Origin of the sequence: Nostocoides sp. (assembly GCF_035343835.1) — a bacterium.
Classification (GTDB): Bacteria; Actinomycetota; Actinomycetes; order Actinomycetales; family Dermatophilaceae; genus Nostocoides_A; species Nostocoides_A vanveenii.
This window is the reverse complement of sequence record NZ_DAOQZV010000110.1, coordinates 1-10,006: the sequence shown is the minus strand read 5'-3', so window position 1 is coordinate 10,006 and position 10,006 is coordinate 1. Positions and strand designations below refer to the sequence as shown.

Here is a 10,006-nt window from a genome sequence, read left to right as displayed (position 1 = left end):
GGGGAACTCGCCTCGCTCGTCGCGACCGCGACGCGGATGGCGGTGCGCGATCTGCCCGGTGGTCGCCGAGCCGGTATGGCCGTCGTCACCGCCTCCGCCGGCCTGCTCGCCGCCGGCCTGGTCACTTATGCGATGGCCCGCCTGTTGTTGGGCTGATCGCCCGGTTGCGCCCGGTTGGGGAGCGAGTCCACCAGTGTGCACTCGACGGTGGGAGTGTGCACTCCAAGACGAGGCTGAACCGGCCACTCGACGAGGCTGAACCGGCCACTCGACGAGGCTGAACCGGCCACTCGACGGTCTAATAGACCAAGGCTTGGACCTCAGGCGCCAGGATCTCCTCGACGAAGGCGGCCGCTCCGCGGACGGTGACACCCGCGAGGAGGTTCGCGTCGGTCAGGTCGCGGCGGGCGGCGCACTGGCCGCATACGGTCACGGTGCCCGCGGCGAGGATGGCGTCGACGAGGTATGCGGCGGGCGCGGCGTGCGGGAGGGCGAGCTCGGCCGCCCGGCCGGGCACGGCCAGCCAAGCTGCCTCCCCGGTCAGCCACAGGCTGACCTCGACCCCGCTCGCCAGTGCGGTCGCGGCGACGGTGAGGGCCTGGTTCGCGCGCTCGGGGGCTTCGGCCCCGGCGGTGAGCTTGACGACGAGACGTGCGGTCATAGGGGCAAGGCTACGATCGGCGAATGTTCGATCTCGACGCCAGCATCCACCCGGACATCGCCCCGCTCGCCTGGCTGCTCGGCCGGTGGGAGGGGGCGGGTGTCGTCGGTTATCCGACGATGGAGTCGCGCAATTTCGGTCAGGAGATCGTCGTCGAGCACGACGGGCGCCCTTTCCTGCGCTGGAACTCGCGCTCGTGGCTGCTCAACGAGGACGGGACCATCGAGCGGCAAGCGGCGACCGAGAGTGGCTTTTGGCGGATGGCGGGCGACGAGGCCGAGCTGCTGCTCGCCCACCCGACCGGCATTATCGAGCTCTACTACGGGCCAGTCGAGCCGGCGCGGATCACCCTGCAAACCGATGGGGTGCTACGCAGTTCGCGGGCCAAGGAGTACAACGCGGCCACCCGGCTCTACGGGCTGGTCAACTCCAACTTGATGTGGGTGATGGACATGGCCGCGGTGGGCACGCCGATGACCAGCCACGTCTCCGCGGAGCTCAAGCGCGTCTGATCACTTGCCCTTGAGATAGCCGGCCAGGGTGTCGTTCTGGAGGGCGACCCGCAGCCGCTCCATGCCTTTGACGTCGACGATGTCGATCGCCCCGCCATTGGGCGCGGTGCCGAAGCCGCTGAAGGGCGCGGTGATGAAGACGATGTCGTTGCCCCGCAGATTGCGCAGCGACAGGGCCTCGGACCGCATGAACTTCGGCGTCAAGGTCTCGTCGACCACGACATTGTCGGTGACGGCATTCATGAACTTCGTCAGTTTCACCGGGTTCAGGAGCACGCCCGGAGTGAGCGTCTTGACCATGAGGGCCTTGATGAAGGCCATTTGGCGTCGCCCGCGACCGATGTCGCCCTCTTTGAGCTGGTGGCGCTCGCGGACGAAGGCGAGGGCCTGGGCGCCGTTGAGGTCGTTGTAGCCGACGTGCACCTGGAAGGTGCCCTCGTCGCTGGCCTCCTCGGCATAGACCGAGACCCCGCCGACGGCATCGGTCATGGCCATGAAGCCCTGGAAGTCGATCTTGGCGGCGTGGTCGATCTTGACGCCGATCAGATCCTGCATGGTCTGGGCGAGCAGCGCTGCGCCGCCGAAGGCGAACGCCGCGTTGAGTTTGTCCTTGCCGTGGCCGGGGATGCTCACATAGAGGTCACGCGGGAAATGGATGAGATAGACCTTGTCCTTCTTCTCGGTGACGTGCGCGAGCACCATGACATCGCTGCGACTGAAGGTGTCCCCGGGCCGCGCGTCGGAGCCCACCACGAGGTAGTTCTCGCCGGCGTCGGTCACGAGCGGCTCGCCGCTGGAGTCGGTCGGGGTGTCGCCGGTGTCGTCGAGCTTGGGCAGCAGGCTGGTGTCGGTCTTGATGTCGCCGATCCTGCTGTTGAGGAAGAGGGCGAAGCCGCCCATGCCGGCCACGGCGAGGAAGGCCAGCCCCAGCAGGATGGCCAGCACGCGCCGGCCGCGTCGGCGGGGCCGGTCAACCGGGCGCGGGGCCTCATCGACGTCGGTGAAGTCCTCGTGCACCGGCTCAGTGTACGTGCGGGGATCGTCGCTCGTTCGCCCGTCGCGGCCTGGGACAATGTCCGTATGACGCCCGCTTCCCCCCTCCTCCAGCGCCCCGGTGCCGTCGCGAGCGACGGCGCCGAAGCCGGGGTTGCCGCGCATTATGGCGACCCGATGCGCGAGCAGCGGCTGCTGACCGAGGGCCTGGGCGTGGTCGACCTCTCGGATCGCGATGTCGTGACCGTGACCGGGCCGGACCGCCTGACGTGGCTGCACTCGATGACCACCCAGGATGTGCAGGGTCTCGCGCCGTGGGCATCGCGCGAGTCGCTCGTTCTCTCGCCCAAGGGGCATGTCGAGCACGATCTGCACCTGGTCGATGACGGCACCACGACGTGGATCACCGTCGAGCCCGGCACGGGTGCCGCTCTCGTGGAGTGGCTGGAGCGGATGCGTTTCCTGCTGCGCGTCGAGGTGGCGCTGGTCACCGAGGCGTATGCCGTGCTCGGTGAGCCCATCGGTCGCGAATACGCGCCCGGGGATCCGGCCGGGGTGGCCGCGTGGCGCGATCCGTGGCCCGACCTGGTCGGTGACACCGCGGCATACGGGCCGGTGGAGCATCCCGCGCACGGGCGCGCGTGGCGAGAGTTGATCGTGCCGCGAGGCGACCTCGTGGCTGCGGTGGGGGAGCGGCCGCTCGCCGGTCGGTGGGCGTCCGAGTCGCTCCGGGTGGCGGCGTGGCGGCCGCGCGTCGGCTACGAGACCGATCACCGCACCATCGCGCACGAGGTCGATTGGCTGCGCACGGCCGTCCACCTGCACAAGGGGTGCTACCGCGGGCAAGAGACAATCGCCCGCGTCCACAACCTCGGCCGGCCGCCGCGACGGCTGGTCTTCCTGCACCTGGACGGGTCTGGGCATACGCTCCCGGCGCGCGGAGCAGCCCTGACACTGGACGGGCGCCAGGTCGGCCACCTGACGAGCGTGGCGCGGCACTACGAGGACGGGCCGATCGCGTTGGCGCTGGTCAAGCGCAATACCCCGGTCGATGCGGTGCTCGCGAGCGACTCGGTGAGCGCGGCGCAGACGGTCGTCGTCGCGCCCTGAGGGGTTGCGAAGAGCAGCGGATGGGCCGGACGCGGGCGAGCATACGTTCGAGCTGCCTGCGGCTGCAGCGGCCCGCGCGGTGCGCGGCATGATGGGCGTATGAGCACGCTGATCACCGTGGCGCCCACCGGCGCCGAACTCGCCAAGGCCGATGTGCCGCAACTGCCGACCACGCTGGCAGAGCTGGTCGACACGGCGCGCTCGTGCGAGGCTGCCGGGGCGGCGATGATCCACCTGCACATCCGCGATGCCGATCATCGGCCGACCCTCGATCCCGGGCTGCTCAAGGCTTCCGTGGAGGCGATCCGGGCCGAGACCGACCTGATCGTCCAGCTCTCGACCGGCGGATCTGTGCACGACCCGCTCGAGACGCGGCTGACAGTGCTGGATGCCGAGCCCGACTCGTGCTCGCTGACGTGCGGGACGACGAACTTCGGCGACGACGTCTTCTTGAACCCCTGGGGTTTCATGAGCGACCTCTATGTCCAGGCCCTGGAGCGCGAGATTGTGCCGGAGTTCGAACTCTTCGACCTCGGCCACGTCGCCTCCCTGGCCCGTCTGATCGACGCGCACGGTTTGCCCTACGGGGGCAAGGTGCACGTCGACTTCGTGACCGGCGTGCCCGGGGGGATGCCCGGGACGCCGGCCGCGGTGCTGGCGGGAGTCGCGATCTTGCCGCCGGCGGTCACGAGCTGGTCCGCCACCGGCATCGGCCGTGCCCACCTGCCCGTGCTGGCCACCGCACTCGCCGCCGGCGGGCACCTGCGGGTCGGCATGGAGGACAACATCGTCTATGCCCGGGGCCGTCAGGTCGCCTCGAACGCCGAGCTGGTCGAGCGGGCGGCCCGCCTGGCCACCGAACTCCAGCGCCCCCCGATGTCGACGGCCGACGCCCGGGAGTTCCTGGGCATCAAGCGCCGCTGACTTCCACCCCGCGCCAATCCCCGTCGAAAGGCCGGTTCAGCCCCGTCGAGGGGCCGGTTCAGCCCCGTCGAGGGGCCGGTTCAGCCCCGTCGAGGGGCCGGTTGAGCCCCGTCGAAAGGCCGGTTCAGCCTTGTTGCCCCGGTGCCTGAGTGCCACGGTCAGCGGGTAGCGGTATCCACCAGGATCGTCACCGGCCCGTCGTTGACGAGGTGCACGGCCATGTCCGCGCCGAACACGCCGGTCTGCACCTCGAGCCCGTATGCCGTGAGCGACTCCGCGAGTGCCGCCACCAACGGCTCCGCCACCGGCCCGGGGGCCGCGGCGTTCCACGACGGCCGCCGGCCTTTGCGGGTGTCGGCATACAGGGTGAACTGGCTGACGACGATGACGGGCGCGCCGAGCTCGGCGGCCGAACGCTCGCCCGCCATGATCCGCAACTCGGCGATCTTGCGCGCCAGCCAGGCCACCTCGGCCGGCCCGTCGCCGTGGGTGACGCCGGCGAGCACCAGCAGGCCGGGCGCTTCGAACTGCGCAACCGATTCACCGGCCACCACCACCGACGCCGAAGTGACCCGCTGGACGACCGCCCTCACGCCCCCGCCCCCGACGCCGATCTGACCCGCTGGACGACCGCCCTCACGCCCCGGCTCCCATCCGTCCCCGCCCCCGGTCCAGGTTGATCACAGCTCTTCCCCCCGATGCAACAAACCCCTCGTTCGCACGCGAACACTTCCCGTGCGAACGAGGGGTTGGGCATCGGGCGGAAAGGCTGAGGCGGTCGCGACGCGCTCACCAGGGGACGGCCTCGACCGCGCCCACGGGCACGCCGTGGCCGAGCACCGGGGCGTCCCGCAGTTCGGCATCCGCGTTCGTCTCGACGCCCAGGCGCGCCAGGAGTTCCGCCAAGATCACCGGGCGCGCCCGTTGCCCACCGTCGGCGACCTTCAAGGCGATGCCACGTCCGTCGGCCAGGCCAACGGCATACACGGCTTCGGCGCCATCCTTGGCGATCGCACCGGGAGTACCGAGCATCAAGGCGGTGACGTCGCGGCCCTCACCGCCGACATACTGCGGGAAGGCCCGCATCGCGTGCGCGACCCGGCCCTCCGGCGTTGTCGCATCGGCGGCCGCGAGGGCGCCGAAGGCGCGTGCCAGCCCGGTCAGGCTGACCGCCATCACCGGCGCCCCGCACCCGTCGACCGCGATGGCAGCCACTGGTTCGGCGCAGAGGTCCGCCATCGTCGCGGCGATCGCACTCTGGAGGGGGTGGGACATCTGGAGATAGGTCGCCGTCGGCCAGCCGTTCGCGTGGCAGGTGGCGAGCATGGCCGCGTGCTTGCCCGAGCAGTTCTGCATCGCCGAACTCTTTGCCAGCCCGGCCGCGATCACGCGGTCGTGCTCGACCGGATCGACCGGATAGTCGGGGGTGTTCTGCAGGTCGGCCCGGGTCAGGCCGACCCCGGCGAGGATCTCGTCCACGCCCTGGAGGTGGTAGGGGAGCCCGGAGTGGCTCGCGCACCCGAGAGCCAGCAGGTGATCGGGCAGATCCAGGCCCGCTCGGACCATCGCGAGGGCCTGCATCGGCTTGTTGCTCGAGCGCGGAAAGATCGGGCTGGTGATGTCGCCGAGAGCGAGCTCGACGCTCCCGTCGGGAGCGAGCACGCATACGGACGCGCGGTGCACCGACTCGGTGAAACCGCCGCGCACGACGCGCGCCAGGACGGGAGCTTCGGTCAGGACGGGGGGCAGGGCACTCACGCCCACCGACATTAGGGCATGCAAATGGGGCCCGGGGAGAACTCCTCCGGGCCCCATCGCGTCAGGGCCGATCAGCTTCGCTCACGCGAAGTCATCGTCAGATCAGTCGCCGACCTTCTCGGCAGCGGCCGCGGCGGCCTTGCGGGTTGCGGTCGCGGTCTTGCGCGCGCTGGTGCTGGCCGACTTGGTGGCGGACTTGGTGGTGGCGGCGCGGTTCTTGGTGGTCGTGGTGGCCCGCTTGGCGGCCGTGCGGGTGCGCTTCGCAGCTTCCTTGGCCTCCGCGGCGGTCTCGACGGCGTCCGCGGTCATGGACTCGGCGAGCTTGACGGCCTCCTTGCGGCCGGTCGTCAGGGTGGCCTTGGCGGACGCCTCGACATCGGCGACGGCCTTCTTGGCGGTGGTGACGACACCCTCGGTCATCGCGACGGTGGACTTGGCCTGGTCGACGAGGTCCTTGGTGGCCTTCTGGTTGCGGATGCGGTCGACGAGCTTCTCGCCGCGGGTGGCGAGGTCCTCGTAGGACTCCTGCAGGCTCTCGGCCAGCTCGCGAGCGCGGGTCGGCGCCTCGGTGACGGCTTCCTGGGCCTGGGCGACGAACTTGGCCGCGGCCTCCTGGACGTCGGCGAGCAGCGCGGTCACGTCGGGGCGGGTCTTGGCGGACTCGCCGGCCTTCATGCCCGCCTCGCGGACCTTCTCGATCGCCAGGTCGGTGGCGCCGATGTAGGCGTAGACCGGGGTGGTCGCCTCGGCGGCAACACGCTGCAGGTCGAACTTCTTGCTGGTGCTCTTCTTGGTGGTGGCCATGGTGGCTCTCCTTCTTCGACGTATGCCGGCGTCAGCCGGTCAGTTGGTTCCGGCCGCCGGCGCGGGGTCGGCAGTCGTGGTCGTGGTGGTCTTGCGGATCGGGGAGGGCTTCGTCGGCTGCTCGGCCGGGGCCGCGGCCGAGTGGCCGACGAAGCTGTCGTAGATGTCCAGCAGGGTGGACTTCTGGCGACTGGTCAACCGCACGTCGGCCTTGATGACCGACCGGGTGTCCGGTCCGGCCGGCGCGTCGGCGTCCTGCTGGTCGAGCAGGCCCGCCTTCACATACAGCGACTCCGCCGACACCTGCAGACCCTTGGCCAGCTGGTTGAGGATCTCGGCGCTCGGCTTCTTCAGGCCCCGTTCGATTTGCGAAAGGTAGGGGTTGGAGACGCCGGCGAGCTCCGAGAGCTGGCGGACCGACAGCCGCGCGGCTTGACGCTGCTCACGCAGGTAGTCACCGAGGCCTTGGCCCAGGTCGCCGAGCGGGTTGCGGTTCATGTCATCTATTGTGCTTGCTGCAGTTAGCAAAATGCAAACTGACGTATGCGTGATCTGGGCCACGTGCCGTCGCCGGCCGGCGCTGGGAGCCCGGGGGAGCCGCGAGAATGTTGCCAGTGGCCGCGCGTGTCCATGCGGTGCCTGGGACGCGGGATCGCTCCAGGTCGGCGTGGGTTTTCGCGCAGGCACAGCCGGCGCACAGGCCGCGCGTTTAGGCTGTGCTCATGTTTTTCGCCGTTCAGACGTGGGTGCTGCTGATCCTCGGGGTGGGGGCCTTCGGAGTCGAGGTCTACGCGCTTGTCGACTGTCTGCGTCGGCGCCCCGACGCCTTCGTCGCCGCCAGCAAGCGCACCAAGCAGTTCTGGTCGATCGTGCTCGCCGTGGCGGCTGCGGTGGGCTTCGTGGTGATTTTCAGCCCGCTGTCGATCTTCGGCCTGCTGGCCGTCGTGGCCGGTGCGGTCTATCTTGCGGACGTGCGCCCGGCGCTCGACCAGGTCACCGGTCGCCGCGGCTCGATCGGTCCCTACGGCCCCTGGTGATCACCCGATGACGGTCGCGGGGTTGCCATGGGCCGGGTGACCACCCGCGTCCCTGTCGTCAAGCTCCGGTATGCCGCGTCGGCACCGCCGGCCTCGCGGCCGGACACCGTCGTGGTCGAGGAGCCCCTGGAGATCCGCGTCGACGGCGAAGTTCTCACCGTGACCATGCGCACGCCGGGGGCCGACATCGACCTGATCCACGGCTACCTGGTGGCCGAGGGAGTCATCCGCTCCGCATCCGATATCGCCGGGGCACGCTATTGCGCCGGTTCGGTCAGCGATGGGCCCGACGGCACGGCCCAGAACACCTACAACGTCCTCGAGGTCGACCTGGCACGGGCGGACCGGGCACGGCTGCTGGCAGCCGGACGAATCGCCCCGACGACGAGCGCCTGCGGTGTCTGCGGGAGCGCGAGCATTGAGGCCCTCACGGCCAAGCTTCCGCAGTCCCTGGCCGGGCTTCCGGTGACGCTCGCGGCTGCTGATGTGCCGGCATACGTCGCGAAACTCGGTGCGGGACAGGGAGTTTTCCGAAGCACGGGCGGTGCCCACGCGGCCGCGGTCTTCGAGGCCGGCGGTGAACTGCGCGCCCACGCCGAGGACATCGGCCGGCACAACGCCGTCGATAAGGCGATCGGCGCGGTCGTCCGCGCGGGTCGCGAGCCGCCGCTCGGCGGGGTGCTCGCGGTCAGTTCGCGGGCGTCCTACGAGATCGTTCAGAAGGCGGCGATGGCCGGCATCCCGGTCGTGATCGCCGTGTCGGCGCCGTCCTCGCTCGCGGTCGCGGCCGCCGACTCGCTCGGTATGACCCTCATCGCCTTCGCGCGTGACGACGGCCTCAATGTGTATGCCGGTGCCGGGCGCCTGCGCGACTGAGCCGGCCGGTTACGCCTGAGTTGGTCGTGCCGAGGCGGGCGGTCGCGCGCCCGCTTCGACTCACCTGCTGGGCCGTGGGACGAAACCACGGACGGACAGGGGTCCCCGCGAAGTAGGGGAGCTGGGTCTCACGCTGTGCGTGGGCCGAAGGAGCGAGGGTCCCACGCTCTGCGCGCGCCCGCTTCGGCGCTCGAAGCCACGGCATCTGACGCGATCAGCCTGACGACGACCCAGCGGGGAACGTGCGGCCGGCGGTCATTGTTGGGCGAGTAGGTCGTCGAGTCGGGCGAGGTGTTGCGCGCGGTCCGGCGGCAGCACGGCCTCGGCCAGCGCAGCCCGCGCCTCTTCGGGCCGGCCCAGGCGGGCAAGGGTGTAGGACGCGACCACGCGGGCCGGCGGATCGTGCACGTCGACGCCGATCCGCGCCTAGCGTTGGGCATCGGCGAGGACACCCGTGGGGGTCGACACTGTCGCCCACCAGGCGGGGGCGTTGGCGAGCACGTGGCGCGCGGTGCGTTCGGCAGTTCGGCGCAGGACGCGATCGCCGTCGATGGTGATGATCGGGGGCCGCTCGGGTGCGTCGATCGTGAAGTGGTCCACCCACAGGTGCCGCTGGGCCTGTTTTAGCGTCCGGGGCCAGCGGGCGGAGCCGGTGGCGACGGGCACCCAGGCGCAGCACACGGCATACGTCAGGTCGTAGGAGCGGCATTTGAGCGCGGTCAGGTCAGGAGCGCCGTGAACCCGTCGCCGAGCGGCGCCGCCCATCCGCCCGATCGGACCACGGTCATCGGCTCGACGAGCGGAGCGAGAGGCGCGGCGAGAGCTGCCAGGGCGCGGTCGCGGGGAGCGCCCGTCGATGCTGGCCCGGGAGGGTCCTTGCGCAGCCACGCCATGGTGGCCATTGTGCGTTACGCCCCGCGGCCGAGATCGTCGCGCGCGCGCTGCAGATCCGCGGGAGTGTCGATATCGCGGCTCGCCCCCCAGGTGTCGGGGACGGTGCTCACACGGACGGCCGCATAGAGAGAGCGCATGGACGACCCGGCATGCATCAGTGCGGTGCGGAGAGACTCGGCGTCCCACAGGGCGCAGAGGTACTGCCACTGGCCGGTCGCATCGGCGAGCACGGCGGCATCGACCCCAGTGGTATCCAGCCCTCTATGGAGCGCGCCCAGCGCGTCGGCGGTCAGCTGCGGCTGGTCACCGGCGAGCAACGCGATGCGCCGGTATGTCGCCGCCCTCAGTGTCGCGCTCAAGCCCGACGCGCCGGCCTGGGCCGGTCCTGGATCCGCCGCGCTCGACTTGGCGGCTCCCGCTGCGCCCGACTTGGCGGC

Annotated in this window: 14 protein-coding genes; 5 read left to right on the top strand and 9 right to left on the bottom strand. The window is 70.6% G+C overall.

Annotated features, from left to right (window positions below):
* Positions 1 to 298: 298 nt before the first annotated feature.
* The gene (locus PKH97_RS09400; RefSeq protein ID WP_324387146.1) at positions 299 to 661 is read right to left on the bottom strand and encodes a DsrE family protein; all 363 of its coding nucleotides are present in this window, start codon (positions 659 to 661) and stop codon (positions 299 to 301) included.
* 23 nt (positions 662 to 684) lie between these two features.
* On the opposite strand from PKH97_RS09400, the gene PKH97_RS09395 reads away from it, so the two are divergent.
* Complete coding sequence (locus tag PKH97_RS09395; protein ID WP_324387145.1) at positions 685 to 1,173, top strand: FABP family protein; 489 nt, start codon at positions 685 to 687, stop codon at positions 1,171 to 1,173.
* Here PKH97_RS09395 and PKH97_RS09390 read toward each other — a convergent pair whose 3' ends face one another.
* Positions 1,174 to 2,190, bottom strand: a complete 1,017-nt coding sequence (locus PKH97_RS09390; RefSeq protein ID WP_324387144.1) for an LCP family protein — start codon at positions 2,188 to 2,190, stop codon at positions 1,174 to 1,176.
* A 63-nt stretch (positions 2,191 to 2,253) separates the two neighbouring features.
* Here PKH97_RS09390 and PKH97_RS09385 point away from each other — a divergent pair, with 63 nt between their 5' ends.
* On the top strand, positions 2,254 to 3,276 hold the full coding sequence (locus PKH97_RS09385; RefSeq protein ID WP_324387143.1) for a folate-binding protein: 1,023 nt from the start codon (positions 2,254 to 2,256) through the stop codon (positions 3,274 to 3,276).
* Positions 3,277 to 3,375: 99 nt separating this feature from the next.
* On the top strand, positions 3,376 to 4,200 hold the full coding sequence (locus PKH97_RS09380; protein WP_324387142.1) for a 3-keto-5-aminohexanoate cleavage protein: 825 nt from the start codon (positions 3,376 to 3,378) through the stop codon (positions 4,198 to 4,200).
* 158 nt (positions 4,201 to 4,358) lie between these two features.
* Here PKH97_RS09380 and dtd read toward each other — a convergent pair whose 3' ends face one another.
* The 4 genes from dtd to PKH97_RS09360 form a co-directional block, all read right to left on the bottom strand.
* Positions 4,359 to 4,793 (bottom strand): D-aminoacyl-tRNA deacylase, encoded by a 435-nt coding sequence (gene dtd / locus PKH97_RS09375; protein WP_324387141.1) that lies wholly within the window; start codon positions 4,791 to 4,793, stop codon positions 4,359 to 4,361.
* A gap of 196 nt (positions 4,794 to 4,989) precedes the next feature.
* Positions 4,990 to 5,958, bottom strand: coding sequence for an asparaginase (locus PKH97_RS09370; protein WP_324387140.1), 969 nt, complete (start codon positions 5,956 to 5,958; stop codon positions 4,990 to 4,992).
* A 102-nt stretch (positions 5,959 to 6,060) separates the two neighbouring features.
* Positions 6,061 to 6,762 carry a hypothetical protein gene (locus PKH97_RS09365; RefSeq protein ID WP_324387139.1) on the bottom strand — a complete coding sequence of 234 codons (702 nt, stop codon included), beginning with the start codon at positions 6,760 to 6,762 and terminating at the stop codon, positions 6,061 to 6,063.
* Between the two features lie 39 nt (positions 6,763 to 6,801).
* Positions 6,802 to 7,260, bottom strand: a complete 459-nt coding sequence (locus PKH97_RS09360) for a helix-turn-helix transcriptional regulator (RefSeq protein WP_324387138.1) — start codon at positions 7,258 to 7,260, stop codon at positions 6,802 to 6,804.
* A 224-nt stretch (positions 7,261 to 7,484) separates the two neighbouring features.
* On the opposite strand from PKH97_RS09360, the gene PKH97_RS09355 reads away from it, so the two are divergent.
* Together PKH97_RS09355 and fdhD are read left to right on the top strand one after the other, a co-directional pair.
* On the top strand, positions 7,485 to 7,799 hold the full coding sequence (locus PKH97_RS09355; protein ID WP_324387137.1) for a DUF2516 family protein: 315 nt from the start codon (positions 7,485 to 7,487) through the stop codon (positions 7,797 to 7,799).
* A 27-nt stretch (positions 7,800 to 7,826) separates the two neighbouring features.
* On the top strand, positions 7,827 to 8,675 hold the full coding sequence (fdhD, locus tag PKH97_RS09350) for a formate dehydrogenase accessory sulfurtransferase FdhD (protein ID WP_324387136.1): 849 nt from the start codon (positions 7,827 to 7,829) through the stop codon (positions 8,673 to 8,675).
* A 255-nt stretch (positions 8,676 to 8,930) separates the two neighbouring features.
* Here fdhD and PKH97_RS09345 read toward each other — a convergent pair whose 3' ends face one another.
* From PKH97_RS09345 to PKH97_RS09335, 3 genes are all read right to left on the bottom strand, one after another.
* Positions 8,931 to 9,083, bottom strand: a complete 153-nt coding sequence (locus tag PKH97_RS09345; protein WP_324387135.1) for a hypothetical protein — start codon at positions 9,081 to 9,083, stop codon at positions 8,931 to 8,933.
* Between the two features lie 18 nt (positions 9,084 to 9,101).
* Complete coding sequence (locus tag PKH97_RS09340) at positions 9,102 to 9,440, bottom strand: hypothetical protein (RefSeq protein WP_324387134.1); 339 nt, start codon at positions 9,438 to 9,440, stop codon at positions 9,102 to 9,104.
* Between the two features lie 143 nt (positions 9,441 to 9,583).
* The coding region (locus tag PKH97_RS09335) for an NTP transferase domain-containing protein (RefSeq protein ID WP_324387133.1) at positions 9,584 to 10,006 on the bottom strand (423 nt) is incomplete at its 5' end.

Bases quoted from the DNA above. Each gene is read 5' to 3' on its own strand.
- PKH97_RS09385 (WP_324387143.1), top strand. From the start codon at position 2,254: ATGACGCCCGCTTCCCCCCTCCTCCAGCGCCCCGGTGCCGTCGCGAGC.
- fdhD (WP_324387136.1), top strand. From the start codon at position 7,827: ATGGGCCGGGTGACCACCCGCGTCCCTGTCGTCAAGCTCCGGTATGCC.
- PKH97_RS09395 (WP_324387145.1), top strand. From the start codon at position 685: ATGTTCGATCTCGACGCCAGCATCCACCCGGACATCGCCCCGCTCGCC.
- PKH97_RS09340 (WP_324387134.1), bottom strand. From the start codon at position 9,440: ATGGGCGGCGCCGCTCGGCGACGGGTTCACGGCGCTCCTGACCTGACC.
- PKH97_RS09360 (WP_324387138.1), bottom strand. From the start codon at position 7,260: ATGAACCGCAACCCGCTCGGCGACCTGGGCCAAGGCCTCGGTGACTAC.
- PKH97_RS09400 (WP_324387146.1), bottom strand. From the start codon at position 661: ATGACCGCACGTCTCGTCGTCAAGCTCACCGCCGGGGCCGAAGCCCCC.
- PKH97_RS09365 (WP_324387139.1), bottom strand. From the start codon at position 6,762: ATGGCCACCACCAAGAAGAGCACCAGCAAGAAGTTCGACCTGCAGCGT.
- PKH97_RS09380 (WP_324387142.1), top strand. From the start codon at position 3,376: ATGAGCACGCTGATCACCGTGGCGCCCACCGGCGCCGAACTCGCCAAG.
- PKH97_RS09355 (WP_324387137.1), top strand. From the start codon at position 7,485: ATGTTTTTCGCCGTTCAGACGTGGGTGCTGCTGATCCTCGGGGTGGGG.